This is a genomic window from Nostoc mirabile CHAB5784 (genome assembly GCF_020829645.1).
Taxonomy (GTDB): Bacteria; Cyanobacteriota; Cyanobacteriia; order Cyanobacteriales; family Nostocaceae; genus Nostoc; species Nostoc mirabile.
In genome coordinates this window covers 106,248-124,398 of record NZ_JAIVFS010000019.1, presented here as the reverse complement: position 1 = coordinate 124,398, position 18,151 = coordinate 106,248, and the positions used below count along the sequence as shown (strand labels likewise).

The window sequence follows — 18,151 nt, the reverse complement described above, 5'->3', positions numbered from 1 at the left end:
ATAGGTTAAGAGCGTTGTGGCAACTACGTTCGATTTAAACCCCGACTGAAAATGATCGGAGGCGGAGTGGCTCCGACTCCGCACTACGTGTAATGGTTGGGGTCTTAAACCCTTTGATTTCCGATAACGTAAAGAAAAGCAATAAATTTAACTTCAGCAACCAAGGGATGATGGCAAATTTCCTTAAATTACTAGAGTGAAGCTCACATAACTTCAGGAGTACTCACAATGAATCAGATACAACTGACTTTAAGTATTGTTTACCTGTTTATGACATGCTATTTTCTAAGCAATTGGTTAACATTTTCCCTACGTCATCCTACTTCCACTCCAGAAGATGAATTTTTATCGGTTGTGATATTTTTGGTAACAACTATCTTCTGGCCTCTGATGATCCCGATGTCTTGTTTAGAAATGCTTAAAAAAAAGCAAATAGACTTTAATAAAATGGTTCCTGTTCTCTTAGCAATATTTGTATTTAGTATCTCATATTATTTGACCGAATAATTCATAATTAATCGTCACAAATTGCATAGTATATATAAAGAGAAGTCGGAGGGTTAAAAGTTAACCTTCCGACTTCTTTATGCAACACACTACCTTCACTTCTTAGGCAGTCTATTTATTGAATTTGTAATTTTTTAACGGCGTCTACTACCGAAACCAGTTGAGCGGCGGGGTGCTGAACTACGCCCACTACCAAAACTACTACCAGAATTGCGTCTGGGTGAAGTAGCTCTGCCAGAGGGTTGCAACGTACTACCACCAAAACCAGAACCCGAAGGACGGTTATTACCTGTAGTGCTACGCGGTGTATTGCGTACAGTTGAATTTCCAGGATATGACCTTCTAATTGTCCCTGTATTGCGGAACGCAGTGCGATTTCTCACGGCTGCGGGTGCCGTATTATAGCGAGTTTGGTAGCTTTCAACTGCTTGGCCATAGCTTCCGCCATATCCACCGAAGCCACTTAATCCTCGGCCTGATTGATAGACAGGGGGTACATAATACTGGGGTCTAAACAACATACTACCAATTGCCTGACCGGCCAAGCTACCAGCCACAGACCCAGCAAATGGTGCCCAGAAGCTATTTTCTTGACGGACTACAACTGTCTCTTGTTGTCCTGTTTGGGGATTGGTTTTATTCTCGGTAACGTTGTGGACGTACTCAATTTTAAAGTCTTCCGTCAGATATAAAATCGGTTGGCCTTTATCTACCTTTAGATAGGTTTTTTTACCCTGCTTGATTTCATCATCAGTTAACCGTGCCATTTGCAAATTTTCGGTTGCAAAGGTTGGGGGATTATTGTTAAGTAAAAACAAGCTGTATTCACCAGTTGCATCGTCATAGGTAGCTTGTTGTATTTGATACTCTCCGTCACTTAGCTTCGTGTTAGTAGAAGTTTGGCTAACGTTTTTAGCTGGAGGAGTAGCTTCGTTTCCCCCACCACAAGCAACAGTTGTCATACACAAACTCAGAGCTAAAAAAACGGCTGTAAATTTACGTACTATGGTCATGATCATTGGATTATTGTCCTATCTCTGAGCTTAACAATTTCTCGGTGTAAGTAGTAAGTACGGACTACCCAACACATTATAAAGGAATCAATTCTGGATAATATTGCAACAGTTGGTCACTAGTGAGTTCATCGCCTAACTGTGCTGGCGAAAAATGCACTTGGATTGCTTTGAATCTATGTTTATAATGCAAATTTATCAATGCTTTCAAGCCTTCCTTAAGTGCCTGAACGTTAGAAAGATCAGTTTCTAACTCTGGTACTTCTCCTTCATAAGCTACTGTAATCATCACAATGACGTTACGGGTTACAGGTATAGATAAAGGTTCATTCGATCTAGAGTCAGAACTGTAACCTGGTTCACTGAGATATCTTTGGGCAGAGTCAGTAAATAATTCATTCACGTAATCTCCTGCCTCGCCTTCATCAAAAAATACGTCACCTTCGTTGGCAGCAGAAAGCCAATATTCATCATATTGCAGTAAGGTTTGGCTAATTTCTACCAATCCTTCTCCCAAAACTTCTAAATCGCCATCGGCATCGATCGCATCTCGTCCAGCACTATTTAATACTCCCAAAATTGGTGCTACCTCGCCTCCCCCTAAGTGCAGAAATAGGCGCAAGACTACATAACGAGTTCGACCAATCATTTTATTAAAGGTATCGCGCATTCTTTCCTCCCTCCAAATTTTATTTTTTACATTACTCTAATGACTAATGACCAATACTTCGGCTTCGCTCAGTACAAGTGACTAATGACTAATGACCAATATAGTGAAATCCTTTGACAAAATCCATAACCATATTTAACGAAGGCAATATATATTTTGTTGCTTCACTGGATATATCATTATAAGCTGAAGCATTGAGAGCAGAGCGATTAATAAATCTTTTTCCAAACTGGGGATTGTCATGGGCAATCAAAGTGTGGGCGCTGGAATTTGTTAAAATTATTTGGGTTGGTGCTTTACAAAAATTTAACTTTGCAGCTACTTCGATATTTTTTTTCATCTGTTTAATTGTTGTAGCCTGACTCATCGCTTGCTCTATAAGAGTATTTAATTTTTCCATGATTTGGGGTGATTTTAGCGATTTTAAATTTTGGTTTCCAACAACTTCATTGTTAATCATTTCCACTATCCTGGAAATATTCTTTTGGGTAGATACCGCATCTAGAAAGGGAAGAATCGCAATGTAAGCAGTGGAAAATAATGCTTCGTCGCTATCTACATGAAATGTGAAAACAGTTCGACGGGGCCCACTTTCCATGCTTGGGGGTTGTTTCAGCCCCCGGTATTCCTGAGCAATTTGATAATAAGCGCCAGCAAGAGCAAAATTGGCTTCGTGTTCTATGGCTGCATCAACAATAATTCGGATTGTTGGCGGTGTTTCGTTAAAAAAATCTCGTGAATCTTGGGAATGGAACTTCTGGATAATGGAGCGATCGCCTGCCGGGCTAAGATCAACCCATTCACAAATCATGCCTTCGGTTTTTAAACCAAACCTGGAGGTGGCATAAAGCTTTGCCCCAGTTAATGTTGCTCCTGTTAAGTCAGCACCAATCCATTCCGCCCTAATTAATTTTGCCTGAGTTAAATCGGCGTGGATGAAAATTGTATTCGTTAAATTGGCATTGCTTAAATCTGCGCCAATTAAAGTAGCCCCGCTCAATTTTGCGCCGCTCAAATCTGCCCACCGGAGATTTGCGCCGCTCAAATCTGCCCACCGGAGGTTCGCCCCGCTCAAATCTGCTCCGCTCAAGTTAGCATGTCTGAGAATCGCTTGTCTGAGTTCGGCATCTCGCAAATTTGCGCCGCTAATGTCAGAACGACTGAGATCACTGGCATTTAAGTTAGCCATCTCCAAGTTGGCTCCTGTCAAGGAAGCGCCTTTTAATACGGCTTCACTCAAGTTAGCGTGACGGAGATTCGCTTGGCGGAGTGTCGCCTCTCGCAGATCGGCACTGGTGAGGTTAGCCTCCAACAGATCGGCGCGACTGAGATCAGCACGAATTAACTCGGCGCGGATCAATGAGGTTCCTTTAAGTTGAGCGCGACTAAGATCCGCTCGAATCAAATTAGCAACGTTGAGACTGGCGTTATTTAAGATGGCGCTAGATAAATTTGCGCCACTCAGTCTTGCTACATTCAGCAAGGCATTGCTCAAGTTAGCTTCACTCAGATTCGCGCCGCTCAGGTTGACTATACTCAAGTTAGCATCGCTAAGATTTACGCCACTGAGTTTCGCCCCACTCAGGTTAGCTTCCGAGAGGTCAACACCATTAAAGTTTAAGACTCCTGCCGCGTATTGTTCCAGTAATTCCTCTACAGTCATCGATGCTACCCCTTGGATGCCAACTTTAAAGTTGGTATCATAAAAAACGGAATGTCAAAATCAAAAATGAATATTGGGATTTTAGGACTGGGACTGATAGGCGGATCTTTGGGTTTTGATTTGCGATCGCTTGGACATCATATCTTAGGAGTCAGTCGCCGTGAATCCACTTGTCAAAAGGCAGTTGCTCTCGGCAGTGTTGATCAAGCATCCGTTGATCTGAGCCTATTGGCAGCCGCAGAGGTTGTATTTATTTGTACACCTCTAGCGCTTATTGTGCCCCAATTTAAGGAAATGATCGCTCATTTGTCTGCCGCTACCGTCGTAACTGATGTGGGATCGGCGAAAGCAGAGATAGTCAAGGCGATTTCTCCCCTTTGGGATAATTTTATCGGCGGTCATCCAATGGCGGGAAGGACAGACAGTGGGATAGAAGCTGCACAGCGACATTTATTTGTTGATAAACCTTATGTACTAACACCGATAAATACAACAAAAACTAGTGCAATTACGGTTGTGGAGGAAATTGTGCGATCGCTTGGGGCTAAAATTTACTATTGTCAACCAGAGCAACATGACCGCGCTGTTAGTTGGATTTCTCATTTACCTGTAATGGTCAGTTCCTCGTTGATTGCTGCTTGTTTGAGTGAAACTGACCCCGATGTTTTGGAATTAGCCCAAAAGTTAGCTAGTTCAGGTTTTCGGGATACCAGCCGTGTGGGTGGTGGGAATCCAGAGTTGGGTGTAATGATGGCACGGTATAATCGTCAAGCATTACTGCGATCGCTCCAACAGTATCGTCACAATCTCGATGAGTTGACTAACTTAATTGAGCAAGAAAATTGGGCAGTTTTAGAGCAAAAGTTGAAATCAACCAGAAAGGCACGACCTGATTTTGTTGATTAGTTTTAGGTGCGTTACATTATTTACAACGCACCCAATACTGCGTAGGTTTTGCCTAAAAAAGCACGTTTTATAGTCACCAAACCGATGTACTATACAGATAAATTTACAAAAATCAACAATGGTAGAACGCCCAATTAAGAAATCGGAACGTCAGTCCCAAGGAAGCACTGACAACAATTCCGAAAATACGGATTCTATACCTCCTATTGAATCCAACCCCAAAAGCTCAAAACCGAGCCGTAATCGCTCGTCTGAGAAAGGGAAAAAAGCATCCTATGGAGAAGAAAACAGGCAGCAGGGGAATCCTGCCCTAGCACGCGGCCCAAAACCCGTTAAACCTCCAGTCAAAGTCAAAACAGAAGAACTTGAAACCGAATCGGAACCTACCTCCGAAGAGTCTCAAGACTAATATTACGACTGCTGCGTGTGATTTGGGAGGCTATAAAAGAATCTCAAAATAGTCCGATAACTGCCACCAATACCTGTCCAACGAGATATTCAAGGGCATGGTGACTCGATTGCTCATTGCTAACTAGACCTGGATTACCTGGTTCAATTGCCGCATAGCTGTAGCGTTTATCTGCGGTAACAGGCATTGTAACAATGATAGGATATCGAGCATGGGCTGTTAGTGGGTTTTGAGTTGTCGTTGTGAGAGACAATAACTCTACTACCTCAGCCCTACCTCTTCATACTCTTTTTTTGGCGAAAGTATTTTAAGTCCCAACGACTTTGTTTGCGAAAGTATTACAAAAACTTCTACAAAAGTGTTACAACACTTGAGCAGCAACAAATTATATCAAGTTCGGATAATTACCCATAATACCTGATGACTGTTGACCGTTGACTGATGACCGATAACCGTCAACCGTCAACCGTCAACCGTCAACGATTATAAAGAATGTTTATATAATAGGACTTACGCAGAAAACCTCTCAAACTCTTATTCCTCCGTGTCGCGCCAGTTGCTTCAAGTCTCTTAACCGCAAGGGCGCACTGGCTTCTCTGCGTCCTCTGTGGTTCGATTTTCCGTTCCTTGTCGGTTGTGTGCAGTCGAAGCATGGGTAGAAGCACACCGACAGATTTTGGTGCCTAAAATCTAGTTTCATACTCAACTAAGAATTGATTTTCATCCCCTAAATTAGTTGAGCCTCGCATCAAAATTTCATCATTGAGTCGATAAAGCACGTTATAACGGAAAGACTCATCGCTAGAAAGAGGGCGTGATAAAGAGGCAGAGAAATTTCTATTGATGTCAAACACACCTTCTGCTGATAAATTCAGAACTGAAGCTGTCCTTGTTTCATTACTAGTGGTAGGGGTGGGAAATATCCGAAATTCGCTGAAACCAACAGCCTGCCCGATCGCAGTAATAGTTCCCTGCAAACCACCTAAAATGGTAGAACTAGCGAAATTAGTCAGCCCTTGTCCTGCATCTGCTTGACCAAAAGAATTCAGAATCGAGCCACCCAGTAAAGCAACTATTTCTCCCTTACTACGGCTAGGTTCACTCGTCAGTTCCAGATTGTCGCCCAATTTACTAGCTGGGCCGTTGGCCCTGGCTTGAACGGTAACGGTACGTAAAGTCCCGAAGTTGCTAGCAGAAACATCGCTGACTTCAGCAGACAATGGTGATTCCAAAATTTGACTGTTCCTTGCTGATGCTTCCGGTACAATTGCGGTAAGTCGGACATCTAGAATAGGGTCAAGTCCAAGACTTGGAGTAAACCGCGCTGTTTGTTCGTAGCCTCGCGCCAAGGTAAATTCAGTCGAAAATAAGCTGAGTCGTCCTCCTGTCAAACGAATCACTCCTTCAGGAAGCGGCTTGGCTAATGTACCATTAATCGTCAAGTCACCTTTGGCGTCAAACCTCAATAGCGGCTGACTCAATGCTGCCCCTCCTGGTATAAAGTCGAGCGGTGACTGTGTGGTAACACGAATATTATCGTCTAAACTTAACCTTAAATCTGCAAACTGTATAGGTAAATTGGCTGGAGTTACTGCACTAGCGTTTGTATCTGTTGTAGTCACTGGGCTAGCATTACTCTCTGCTGTGGGTGTGAGATTAACTTTAACCTCTTCTCTATTTATGACGTTAGTGTTAGCTTGATCTGTAGCTGCTGATTTTTTCTTAGCAGTATTTCCAATGATTACCTGACCATCACTGAGCTGAATCTCTCCACCAATTACAGGCTTGAGTGCTGTTCCGCGAATTACAACATCGCCACCGACACCGCCTTCATACAGTCCTGCAAGCTTAAAATTGAGTTTGTCTGCTATTGATACTGTTAGGGGATTCGCTAGGGCTTGCTGAGGATCAAAAATTGGGAGGATACCTGATGCATTTATTTGCCCCTTATTGTAAGTGCCTTGGATACCTTGGACATTCACTGTATTACGATTAAATTGCGCTGTCCCTGTGACATTCGTTAGGGGTTCAGATAAGGCTTGAGCGCGAAAAGTTGCATTGTTGAGTGTGGCATTTCCGTTAATAACTGGTTCGTTTAAAGTACCCCGAACGTTTAAATCTACTTGTCCTTGACCATCTACCCAAGCGACTTGATTGTTGGTAAACAGGTTTAACAGTGCCAATCCTTCATTGTTCACGCTGGCGTTGATGCTGATTTGATTGCTATCTGGTTGCACTTTGGCAAAAGGCAAAGCAGCAGGTACGCTACCTGTAATTGCAACTGGTTGTGTTCCAGTTACTAACAAAGTACTGTCAAAATTCAAGCGAGCATTGTTGTAGCCAAAGTTCACCTGTCCTGTTTGCACAGGTTGCTTGTTGAGAGTCGCATTAGCCAGTGTCACTTCTCCTTGAACTGTGGGATCTTGTAAACTACCTCCCAAGGTGGCATCAGCATTTACATTACCAGTGATATCTATCGGGTATTTTTCTATAAAAGGTTGTAAAAGCGATAGAGGTAGACTTGCTACATTCAACTTTCCAGATAGTTGCTCAGTTCCTAACTGTCCCGAAAAAGCTACCACTCCTTGATTTATCCCAACACTTAACGGCGAAAGTGTGACGACACCATCAGCAAAATTGCCTTGAGCAACGACTTGGTTAATAGAGTATTCACCCCATTGCCAATTAGCACCTTGGAAATTAAAGCCGACATTTAACCCAGATTTTAACGAGCCATTAGCTGTAATTCCTCCGCTTAAAACACCCGTTAATTCTGCAAGGGTAGGTAAAGATGCGTCTTTTTTGGCTTCTTGTTGCTGTTGTTTTGTTATCGATGTTGAAATTTTTGAGAAATATTCTATTTGTGTTAGCAAATTTGCATTGGGCAAACTGATAGGCTTGGTATTAAGTACTTCTGCTCCAGCCAACTTTGGAGGCTGCAACCCGGTGCTAAGGTCTTGAAAATCAAAGATATTAAATGCTTGTAATAGTCTCTCAACTCTGGCTTGGTCTAAATTAGCTTGGAACTGAAATTGCGGGTCATTCCCTGTTTTTACATTTCCACTAAGGGCGATGTTGCTATCTGCAATCCGCAATTGACCATTAGTCAAGCTAGCAGTACCATCAGCATAATTGATGCTGCCGCGAAATTCATCTGCTGCGACTCTGGCAACACGAGGCCCTGCGATCGCAACATCTCCCGCAATGGCATAATTATTCAGATTAACAACTAAATTCCCCGATAGTTGCCCCGCCAGAGGTTTTAATTGATTGTTAGGTAAAAAGCCGCCAACCAAAGCTATAGGAAACTGTTGAGCGTTGATGAGTAAGTTCTCTCCCTCAGTTCTACCTGTGGTAACTGCATCATCCCGCTTGACTAAAAATGAAGTTGGACGATAATCTGCACCTAAGTTAAGTGCAATCCTGTCTTGCTTCCCGGCTAATCGCAGACTTGCCCCTTGTCCTCCCTGAAAATTCACGTTTCCAGTTAAAAGTGGGTCAAATGCCAAGTTACTCACATTGAAATTCCGCAGCCGGATATTACCATTAGCTTGAGGTACATCTGGAGTACCTGTAACTTGCCCATTAAAATCAAGTAGCCCCGCTAGTGCTACGTCTCCAGGAACTTGAAAGCCTGTATTTTTTAAGTTGAAATTCTGCGCCACTACATTTAAATTAAATCCCGCAATTTGGGGTGCGCCAGTTGGTGGAGACTGAATAGCGATCGCACCATTAGCACTCAATCCTGGGGTACTTGCGTTTTCAACGATAATCTGCTGTCCATTCCACTGAAATTGAGCCGTAAGCGGTTTTGCCAGCAGTGCTACCCCTTGGGAAAGGCGGATTTGTCCGGCGGCGCGAATATCTGCAAGCTGAAAAGATTGAGTTGTGCCTGCTAACTGAAGATTGCTATTGAGCCGTCCTCGCAGTTGCGGTGAGAAACGGTTGAGTTGAATTTGGGAAGCGTTGGCAAGCAGTTGCCAGCGACCAGCATCAAGGTTAATATTGCTGAGATTAACCGCACCTCCTGCTAGATTCAGCCTTGCTTGCCCTGTAGCTTGAATGGTTGAGGGTTGGAAAGAAGCAGTGCTTCCTGACAAATTCAACGCCGCATTGCTTAAAACTCCCTGGAACTGGGGTGGTATCTGTCCAAAACGGCTCAATTGCAGCTGTTGGGCATTCACAGAAGCCTGCCAGCGTTGTTGTACAACTTGACCCGTGCCCCTGATTGTACCGCCTGCCACGTTCAACACAGCATTTGGTAAGAGGATATTCTGCCCTTGTTGAGTTACAACAGCTTGACCCGTAATGGGATAGGTGGCTGTGGGCGCTTGCACCTGTGTTACTGCCCGTAGGTTGCCAAGTGAGCCGGAAATTCTGGCATTTGCTGACACATTTCCAATGGTGATGCCGGGTGAAGTGTTATAGGCTCGTGCGATCGCATCCCCTGGTAAATTTTGTGCTTGCACGTTAAATGATACTCTGCCTTGGGGTGCAAGCTGAAGTTGACCGCTAGCTGTTACTTGCCCTCCCACCTCTGGATTTGCCTGAACGCTAGCTACATTTACGTTTAATGGACTACCTAGAGAACCAGAAACTTTTGCGTTCGCAGATATACCCCCCACATTAATCGGAGTTGAGATACCGTAACCTTGAGCGATCGCATTTGCTGGTAAACCTTGAGCTTGAATACCTAAAGCTACTTGACCTTGAGGTGCTAGTTGAACTTGACCACTGGCTGTAATTCTTCCTCCTGTTGGCGGCGTTACTTGAACACTGGAAACATCAAGTTTCAATGGCTGTTTGCCAAGTGAACCAGAAACTTCTGCTTTTGCTGAAATATTGCCAACTGCGATCGGTAGAGCAACACCGTAGTTACGCGCTAGTATATCCCCGGATACACCATCAACTTGAGCATTAAAGATTACGTTATCTTTGGTTCCGATATTAGCTTGACCGCCTCCTGTGATTTGACCACCTGCTGCGGGGACTATTTTCAAATTGGAGACAGCAATTTGAGAAGCAGTTTGAGATACATTCAAGCGGAAGTCAGTATTGATGGCTGTGAAGAGAACGCGGTCAACTTGAATAGGTTTTGTATTGCTTACTGTACCGTTAACGACTGGTTGCTGTAGTGCGCCGCCCACCTTAATATTTGCTTGAATTTCGCCACTAGCGGGGACTGACGAATTTACATTCAGCGTGTCTAAGATATTTTTCGCGCTAACAGGTTTTATTTGAGCAGAGACATTAAAACCTGTTTGGGTATTAATTGTTCCATTTGCGAGAATAGGAACTTTGCCAAAGTTCGTATTCAGATTTTGTAAAGAAACTGTCTGACCTTGAAATATAAAACTCCCATTAAAATTAGAAACTTGCTGAGGAATCTTGGGAATTTTAGCAGCGATTTGATTAGCTGTAGCTGTTCCGGTAACGGCTATTTCTGACAGTTTGGGTGGAATCTGAACCCCTAAGTCAGCATCTAAACGCCCTGCTTGCAAGGCAATTGGCAACTCAATTAATCGACTTATATCAGATGCTTGTAAATTTTGTGCTTGCAGCTTGAGGTTAGTTTGTTGAGCTTTTAGTTGTGTTTCGCCAACGATTTTAACAGCGCCTCCCCTAGTGAGTTGACCATTGATGTCATAACCAATCCTTTGATTTTGATCTGAAAATCGAGCAACACCACCAAATTGATTTAATATTACTGACCCTTTCGGTCTAGTTGGTGCGGAGGCTGGCGATAACTCTATATTCCCATCTTGAATTTGAAGTGTCTCCAACTCAGTTTGAATAGCACCTTTTCCTTCCGCAGCCTTAACTTGGGCTGTAACCCAGCGACCATCCTGATCCTGTTGGATGTAAACATTGGGTTGAACTAATGTGACATTTAATGCAAGTTTTCGGCTAAGGAAGAGTTGCACAGGTGAGAACTGTACATCTAAAGCTTTTGCTACTACCTGATCTGGATCGGTGGGAGTTGCTGGTATTGATAGAGAGCTAAATCTTAGACTACTTAGCGAAAAACGTTCAACTTTCCCTACTTTTACTGGACGCCCAAGCAATTGTTCGAGATTTTGCTGTACTAATGGGGCTAAATCTTTATATATATAGCTTCTAGCCCACCAAGCACCGACTGCAATTCCAACCAGCAAAACGACACCGAGAGCCAAACTGGTACGTCCTAAGAGGAGGAGCCATAAACGACGGTTAGGTGGTTTCTGGTTATTTTCTGAATTTGGAGAGTGCGTCATTATTGTTACAATACTTTTATCTGGAATAAGCCGAGAGACAGGCTAGAACCGCAAGGCGGAAGTCAAAAGTCAAAAGTCAAAAACCTCTAATTTTGAGCTTTATGGCTGTAATAAAACGGTAGGTTTATTTCCGCCGGGCTGTGCTAATAGGAGTTGTATCAGCCAGTCACAAGCAATATATATCGAATAACAAATATTACCCGAATTAGTTTTTCTAGCTTTTCAATTTGGAGATTTAATCTAGAGTATGGTACTTAATTAGCACTTCCTCAATCTGAGCAGTAATTAAAGCTATTCTCTGCTTCACCTATTCTCTGCTTCACCTTTTGAAAGTTTATAGTCATCCAAATAGTTGTCTGACAAATTGTGCCTCCTTTCTGTTAGGCAAAGTAGATGATTAGTATGTTTTTTCTCACAATATATATATTGTGAACAACTATCTTTTGTATGAAGAATTGATATCTTAAGATAGATTTTATTTGCTTAAAGATTATTCCTCAGACTTTAGACAAGAAAACATTGAATATTAGACTACTCCATGAGAACTCTTGTATATACAACGGTGGTTATAAAATTCTACCTTGTATAATCTTACCAAGTAGTGATGACTTTGTTATCGTTTTGTGTAGGGGTAAAATCCCCATTACAAAACCTAATTGCGTTAGCGTAGCGGGGCGTTCGCTTTTAGCGTCTCCAAGAGTTGCCCATTGCCAATGGGCGAAAAAGCGAATTAGTTTAACCTTTTCCCCCGGTAAAGGTGACGCTTTGAATAAAGTAACGATTAAAAAAGGCGTAAATGCCTAAAGCTGGCAGAGTGAAGACCATAGAAGCCGCCATAATATAATTCCAATAGCTGATGTATTGACCTTTAAAGGTGTTTAGCCCCAAAGGAAGGGTAAACATTTCTGGGTCAAATAGGATAACTATAGGCAGTAAAAAATTATTCCAACTGCCCATGAACACAAAAACTGCCTGTGCTGCTAGTGCTGGTTTTGCTAAAGGTAAGACAATATGCCGGAAAATTCCAAAAGTATTTAAGCCATCGAGTTGAGCTGCTTCTTCTAGTTCTTTAGGAAAATTAACGAAAAACTGCCGCATCATGAAGATAAAAGTGGCATTAACCATGCTCGGCACAATCATGCCTTGGTAAGAATTCAGCCAGCCGATCGCTTTTAAAATCAAAAATGTGGGAATTAGAGTGATTTGCGCTGGGACTGCCAGTACTGCCAAGATTAGGAAGAACCAAAAGCGCTTACCCACAAAACGTAGTCTCGCCAAGGCATAACCAGCCATTGAATTTAACAACAAATTTAAAAGCGTGACGCTGATGGCAATCACCACACTGTTGAACAACCAGCGCCAAAATAGCGGTTCTTGGAGAAAGATTTGCCTGTAGTTGTCAAGAGTAAAATTCTTGGGGAGAAAGTTGGATTCACCACTGACAATCTCTGATAGCGGCTTAAATGATGCTGAAAGTGCCCAGAGAAAGGGAATTAAAGTAATGAGGGCATAGAGTGTCAGCAAGACGTATAACAAGACTTTAAGCCAGGATAAGCCAGAGATGTTAGTCAAATCCGTTCACCTCCAAAAAGTCGTCGCTGAATTAAAGTAATGGCAATGATCACTGCTGCTAATAAAAATGCGATCGCAGCTGCATATCCCATTTGTAAATTCCGAAACACAGCTTGGTAAATTAGCAGCACCACAGTTAAGGTAGCGTTGTTTGGGCCACCAGTACCAGCAGAAAAGATGTAAGACTGGTCAAAAAGTTGAAAAGTGCCAATTACCCCCACTGCTACCACAAAGAAGGTTACAGGCTTCAGTAAGGGAAGAGTAATGTAGACAAATTGCTGCCACCCATTTGCGCCATCAAGTTGGGCCGCCTCATAAAGTGTTTGGGGTATATCCTGCAACGCCGCTAGATAAATCACCATGAAAAACGGCGCAGTTGACCAAATGTTCATGATCATAATGCCTTTGAGCGCAACTGCTGGATTACCCAACCAGTTATAAGTAGGTAGCCCCACAAAAGCGAGAAAATCGTTTAGTAGCCCATCAGTGTTATAAATCCACATGAAAATGAGTGTTAGCACTGCTGAAGAAGTGACTGTAGGCAAAAAGTACAGGATGCGCCACCAGCTTTTACCGCGAATCCCTGAATTTAAAGTTACTGCCAGAATTAAAGCTAGGACAGTTTGAGTTGGCACAACAATGGCAACATATTCTACTGTGTTTCTCAAAGCAATCCCAACTCTTTCATCTTCAGCTAATCGCGTGAAGTTCCGAAAACCGATGAACTCGTACTCAATACCGCCAAGGAGTTGAACTTTTTGCAAGGAAAGAAAAACCGCTAAGAGAATGGGTAAGACTACAAAAGTCCCTAAGACTAGGATGGTGGGCATCATGAACATATACCCAGCCAAGTCTTCTGTGAGATTCCACCTGGGATTACTCCGCCGCCTGCTGATTTCAAACACTGTTGAACCTCCATCTAATCTCGCACTAACTAGGCTGTAGCGATCGCTGACAAAGGTTCTAAGTAGTCGTGGGGTACTCCTGAGCCTCCGTGAACACATAGCAGTAGTAGCTTTTTAGAATCTTCTTGGTCTGGTTTAACAATCCGATACCATACCTGATGACCATGAAACGAGATAAAGTCTTCAACGGCAGAAATTGTCATCATGGAGTTAATATTTTTACTTTTTAAATAAGTATACGTAATTACTCCATTGCTTTAACCTGCTGATTAGCTTCTTTTTGTGCTTGTACCATCGCCTGCTTTAATGGTTGTTGCCCCAATAAGGCGCTGACAAACTGGTTATCAAAGTTATTGACGATCGCAGATGAATACTCACCTACCTGCCACGGTGTAGCATAATCAACACCCGCTACTAATGGCGATCGCATAGGGTCTCGATCGTAGCCCAAATTCTTTGCTACTGATTTACGTGTTGGCAAAGCAAATCCTGTTCCTGTCCACTTTTGCATCCCTTCTTTACCCGTGAGATATTCAATCAACTCCCAAGCTTCGGTTTTATGCTGTGCAAGATGATTCATCACGTAGGCAACTGTAAGTAACATCGTGCCTTTTTTATCATTAATAGTAGGCACTGGTGCGGTAGCAAACTCTAGTTTGGGAAAGGTTTCAGTTAAATAAGGAATTGCCCAATTCCCCTCAATCACCATTGCCACCTTACTTTGACCAAGCATTTCACTACCTGAATTTGTCCCCACATCAGATTTTTGGGCAGAGGAACGGTCTTTTTGATACTGGTCTACTACTAACTCCAAACCCTGTAAACCTGCTGCACTGGCAAAGGTAGCATAACCATTTTGATCGACGATTTGCCCACCAAAAGCTTTAATTTTATAAGCCTGACGCGCTAATTCTGGGTTTTCTCCAAAGCCGTATTTGTTAAGTTTGCCTGTCAATTGTTTCGAGTAGTTACGTAATTCATCCCAAGTAGCTGGCGGACTACTCAAGCCTGCGGCAGCGAAGGCTTTTTTGTTATAAAACAGAGCAAGGGTGGAATAGTCTTTGGGAAGTCCATAAATCTGGTTCTGATATTTGAAGCTGTTGAGTAGGGCATCCTCGAAGTCTGGTAGGTCAAATTTGGGGGTAATGTAAGCATCTAAGGGTTCCAGGACATTTTGACTCATTAAAAAAGGAGCTTCCAGCGCATCCAGATAAAAGACATCAGGCGCGGCTTCCCCAACCAGACGAGTTTTAATCACATCCATATATTGGTCGGAGATTGCTTCATATCTGACCTTAATAGTTGGATGTTGTGCTTCAAAGTCGTGCAGTACTTCCGTCAAGAGTTTTTGTTCAACAGGAGAGCCTCCCCAACCACTGAGTTTAATGGTAACTGGGGTAGATGTTAACGGTTTGCTTGGTAATTGTAGGCTTTGACAAGCAATAATCGCGATCGCGATCGCCATTACCAGTCCCAAAAAATTAAACAATCTTTTTTTGATCACAAGACAGCTAATAGTCTCTTTTCTTTTAACTTATACCTTCTATTGCTCCCGAGTGATATTTACTTAGGGACTGACAAAAGTAGGTCGGCGTAAATAATTATTGTTGGGATAAGGCAGGGGGCAGGGGGCAGGGGGAAAAATGGTTTGAGCCTTGTTTACTTTTCTTTACCCAGTTTGGTTTTATTGTGCCGACTTACAAAAAATAAAATCAACTTCTGCCGCAGAAATTTCAAATGATTCATTACTGGAGGTAAGTGATACACATTACTAACAAGATTCCCGACTTCTCTAAGAAGTCGGGAATCAGAGCATTTCGATTACTCTTTTGCAAACCCAATCAATCATCAGTTGGATCATCGATCATTTCTGGTACTAAAGCTGGGTTACTTTTACGTTCTTCTGGTGATTGCTCCCGAATAACATCGTCTATTCTCGCAGGGTGTTTGATTTTGTCCAGTACCTCTGGATCTAGCTGCGATGGATCGCCTTCTGGACTAGACTTTTCAGCTTGACTAGGAACTGTTTCCTTATTCATCACTATTTCCCCAAACTTATACGCCAAGCTTAAGTTCTTTTGTGATGAGGTACACACTATCTTGAGGCTTAATTTCACCGAAGAGGCAGTTCTTGGAAGGGAGCTATTAGGGAACTCCAAAAAATAAATTATCCAATTTTTGGAATCACAACGACTTTCCCTCCCCCAGCTAAGAGCCCCCTGCTCCCCTGCCCTAAAAGCGATGGCAGCTGGCTTCACTGCCTTGTTTGGCGCACCTCTTGGCGGTGCAATGTTCGCCCTAGAGATTTTACACCATCAGCATATTGTGGAATATTACGAAGCCTTGATGCCAGCCATTGTTTCGAGTTGCGCTAGTTATTTGGTATTTGCAGCAATCACACATTTAGGAATTGCGCCCACTTGGCATTTTCCCCAGTACCACCTAGACAAGATTGATGATTTTGCGATCGCTATTATGTTCGGTATGATCGGGGCGGTGGCGGGATGGATTTTTATGGGCATTTTTCGGGGCTGCGATTACTTGCTTGCTCGAATTCCCAGCCCCATTTATGTACACACAACACTAGCAGGATTCGGGCTTGGCACTTTAGCAGTTTTATTACCCTTAACCCGTTATTTTGGACATGAAGAGTTAGAATCAGTCCTCACTACTAACTTTCCTGCTGTTTTTCTCTTAACTCTTGCTCTTGGTAAAATGGCTGCCATTAGCATTACAGTAACAGGTGGCTGGCGCGGTGGATTTATCATCCCTTTGTTTTTCACTGGTGCTTGTATTGGTAAAGCTGTAGCAGTCTTAATTCCGGGAATTAATCCGGCCCTTGCAATGATTTGTACAATGGCGGCTATCAATGCAGCTGTAACGCGTACACCTATAAGTACGACTTTGCTACTGTCAAAACTGGCTAATTTGAGTCCTTTTACGCCAATCCTTTTTGCCAGCTTAATTGGATTTTTTCTTGCGCCCAAAGTTCCCTTGATTGCATCTCAATTGAAGTCTCAGAGAGAAGCTACTGAATAAAAGGGTAAGTAGTAGTCTGTCAAGGGAAGCTTGAAGGGTAAAGGAACGAACCGCATTGGCGAAGCCTCTCGAAGAGAAGACGCGAAGTACGCAAAGGAAGAAGGAAAGAAGGGAAATTGATGAGTCAGTAAGTTCGTAGTAAGGACTTTAGTCCTTATCTTCTAAGCACGCTTTGTGCTTACTACAAACCTTCAAAACTAGCTTAGAAATTGTACTAGGTAGGGTCTTGTGTTAATTTACGTACAATTATTTTTTATTAGCCACCAAGAGCGCAAATGTGCGATCGCTTCTTCTTTTTGTTTGGCTTCGACTTCGATCCACGGTGCTTGGTGGTAGACGTTGGGCATATCGGTAATCAAGTTGCTGTGTTTTCTGTCATTAAAAGCTTGCTCACCATTGGAAATATGAACCAATTGCCAATCTGGATTTGTCCAAGTTTCTCGCGCTGCGTAAAACATGGATCCTACACTCGGATGATCGTAGCTATCTAAATTTTCGTGGCAAATATGGTGATGGGCATCAAATACCATTGGCACGCCAGCTTGCTGACATACTGCTAAAATTTCGTCGGCACTATAGGCGTATTCATCGTTTTCTAGAGTCAAGCGGGTTTTGATATTTTCTGGTAGTTCGGAAATTACTTTTACTAGTTGTTCAGCCCGTTGAGATTTGCCACCATGAATATTCATCAATGACCAAGGCGATCGCGGTAAGCCCAGTAAGTCAAGTATACGTGCATGTCCTGCTAAATTATTAATACTTGCTTGTACCACTTCGGGAGAATCAGAACTCAGCACTACATATTGATCTGGATGCAACACCATTCTTATGCCCAATGCATTTGCTCGTTGACCGATTGTTGCTAAATCAGCGCTCATTGCCTCTAATATATTTGCGCCGATTTCGTCTTCTAAGTCACTTAGGGGAAATATTGCTGAAGACATCCGATAAAGCTGAATTTTATTCTGCTCACAAAAGGAGAGAGCGTCATGCAAACGCTGTAAATTATGCCGATACAGTTCACTTAGGGCGCTTTGGCGATCGCTAAGGGAAAGTTTTAAGTATCGGGTGCGCGTCATTGTCCGAAAGCGCACTTGTTTGTCAGAGGTGATGCAAACTAGCCCTAAATTGGGCAGTGTACTTTTTTGGCACTGCTGTGCATTAGGTAAATTTGGAAACTCGATTACGGTCATTAACTAATAATAATTTATTG

Annotated in this window: 12 protein-coding genes and 2 pseudogenes; 3 read left to right on the top strand and 11 right to left on the bottom strand. The window is 42.8% G+C overall.

Annotated elements, in window-relative coordinates:
• Nucleotides 1–641 precede the first annotated feature (641 nt).
• The 3 genes from LC653_RS15065 to LC653_RS15055 form a co-directional block, all read right to left on the bottom strand.
• On the bottom strand, nt 642–1,526 hold the full coding sequence (locus tag LC653_RS15065; RefSeq protein ID WP_229495235.1) for a hypothetical protein: 885 nt from the start codon (nt 1,524–1,526) through the stop codon (nt 642–644).
• A 70-nt stretch (nt 1,527–1,596) separates the two neighbouring features.
• Nucleotides 1,597–2,190, bottom strand: coding sequence for a DUF1517 domain-containing protein (locus LC653_RS15060; protein ID WP_229495234.1), 594 nt, complete (start codon nt 2,188–2,190; stop codon nt 1,597–1,599).
• Nucleotides 2,191–2,278: 88 nt separating this feature from the next.
• Entirely contained in the window at nt 2,279–3,853 is a 1,575-nt protein-coding gene (locus LC653_RS15055) for a pentapeptide repeat-containing protein (protein ID WP_229495233.1), read from the bottom strand.
• 66 nt (nt 3,854–3,919) lie between these two features.
• On the opposite strand from LC653_RS15055, the gene LC653_RS15050 reads away from it, so the two are divergent.
• A complete protein-coding gene (locus LC653_RS15050; RefSeq protein WP_229495239.1) occupies nt 3,920–4,759 on the top strand; it encodes a prephenate/arogenate dehydrogenase in 840 nt (279 codons plus the stop codon).
• Between the two features lie 118 nt (nt 4,760–4,877).
• Entirely contained in the window at nt 4,878–5,168 is a 291-nt protein-coding gene (locus LC653_RS15045; RefSeq protein WP_229495232.1) for a hypothetical protein, read from the top strand.
• Nucleotides 5,169–5,203: 35 nt separating this feature from the next.
• Here the strand turns inward: LC653_RS15045 and LC653_RS15040 are convergent.
• The 7 genes and pseudogenes from LC653_RS15040 to LC653_RS15010 all read right to left on the bottom strand — a co-directional run.
• Nucleotides 5,204–5,381: pseudogene (locus tag LC653_RS15040) on the bottom strand (IS4 family transposase); the annotation flags it as partial.
• A 470-nt stretch (nt 5,382–5,851) separates the two neighbouring features.
• Nucleotides 5,852–11,422 carry a translocation/assembly module TamB domain-containing protein gene (locus LC653_RS15035; protein WP_229495231.1) on the bottom strand — a complete coding sequence of 1,857 codons (5,571 nt, stop codon included), beginning with the start codon at nt 11,420–11,422 and terminating at the stop codon, nt 5,852–5,854.
• Between the two features lie 735 nt (nt 11,423–12,157).
• Nucleotides 12,158–12,994 carry a carbohydrate ABC transporter permease gene (locus LC653_RS15030; RefSeq protein ID WP_229495230.1) on the bottom strand — a complete coding sequence of 279 codons (837 nt, stop codon included), beginning with the start codon at nt 12,992–12,994 and terminating at the stop codon, nt 12,158–12,160.
• Entirely contained in the window at nt 12,991–13,899 is a 909-nt protein-coding gene (locus tag LC653_RS15025; protein ID WP_229495229.1) for a carbohydrate ABC transporter permease, read from the bottom strand. The genes LC653_RS15030 and LC653_RS15025 overlap by 4 nt, the downstream gene beginning before the upstream one ends.
• A gap of 29 nt (nt 13,900–13,928) precedes the next feature.
• Nucleotides 13,929–14,105, bottom strand: a complete 177-nt coding sequence (locus LC653_RS15020; RefSeq protein ID WP_229495228.1) for a hypothetical protein — start codon at nt 14,103–14,105, stop codon at nt 13,929–13,931.
• 38 nt (nt 14,106–14,143) lie between these two features.
• Nucleotides 14,144–15,364, bottom strand: coding sequence for an ABC transporter substrate-binding protein (locus LC653_RS15015; protein WP_229495238.1), 1,221 nt, complete (start codon nt 15,362–15,364; stop codon nt 14,144–14,146).
• Between the two features lie 376 nt (nt 15,365–15,740).
• Entirely contained in the window at nt 15,741–15,938 is a 198-nt protein-coding gene (locus LC653_RS15010; RefSeq protein ID WP_118166258.1) for a hypothetical protein, read from the bottom strand.
• Nucleotides 15,939–16,128: 190 nt separating this feature from the next.
• Here LC653_RS15010 and LC653_RS15005 point away from each other — a divergent pair.
• Nucleotides 16,129–16,938: pseudogene (locus LC653_RS15005) on the top strand (chloride channel protein); the annotation flags it as partial.
• A 236-nt stretch (nt 16,939–17,174) separates the two neighbouring features.
• Here LC653_RS15005 and uvsE read toward each other — a convergent pair.
• Nucleotides 17,175–18,131, bottom strand: a complete 957-nt coding sequence (gene uvsE / locus LC653_RS15000) for a UV DNA damage repair endonuclease UvsE (RefSeq protein ID WP_229495227.1) — start codon at nt 18,129–18,131, stop codon at nt 17,175–17,177.
• Nucleotides 18,132–18,151: the final 20 nt, after the last annotated feature.

What these genes read in the sequence shown, in the direction of transcription:
- LC653_RS15015 (WP_229495238.1), bottom strand. Translation starts at nt 15,364, where the DNA reads ATGGCGATCGCGATCGCGATTATTGCTTGTCAAAGCCTACAATTACCA.
- LC653_RS15055 (WP_229495233.1), bottom strand. Translation starts at nt 3,853, where the DNA reads ATGACTGTAGAGGAATTACTGGAACAATACGCGGCAGGAGTCTTAAAC.
- LC653_RS15035 (WP_229495231.1), bottom strand. Translation starts at nt 11,422, where the DNA reads ATGACGCACTCTCCAAATTCAGAAAATAACCAGAAACCACCTAACCGT.
- LC653_RS15060 (WP_229495234.1), bottom strand. Translation starts at nt 2,190, where the DNA reads ATGCGCGATACCTTTAATAAAATGATTGGTCGAACTCGTTATGTAGTC.
- LC653_RS15045 (WP_229495232.1), top strand. Translation starts at nt 4,878, where the DNA reads ATGGTAGAACGCCCAATTAAGAAATCGGAACGTCAGTCCCAAGGAAGC.
- LC653_RS15065 (WP_229495235.1), bottom strand. Translation starts at nt 1,526, where the DNA reads ATGATCATGACCATAGTACGTAAATTTACAGCCGTTTTTTTAGCTCTG.
- LC653_RS15010 (WP_118166258.1), bottom strand. Translation starts at nt 15,938, where the DNA reads ATGAATAAGGAAACAGTTCCTAGTCAAGCTGAAAAGTCTAGTCCAGAA.
- LC653_RS15050 (WP_229495239.1), top strand. Translation starts at nt 3,920, where the DNA reads ATGAATATTGGGATTTTAGGACTGGGACTGATAGGCGGATCTTTGGGT.
- LC653_RS15020 (WP_229495228.1), bottom strand. Translation starts at nt 14,105, where the DNA reads ATGATGACAATTTCTGCCGTTGAAGACTTTATCTCGTTTCATGGTCAT.
- uvsE (WP_229495227.1), bottom strand. Translation starts at nt 18,131, where the DNA reads ATGACCGTAATCGAGTTTCCAAATTTACCTAATGCACAGCAGTGCCAA.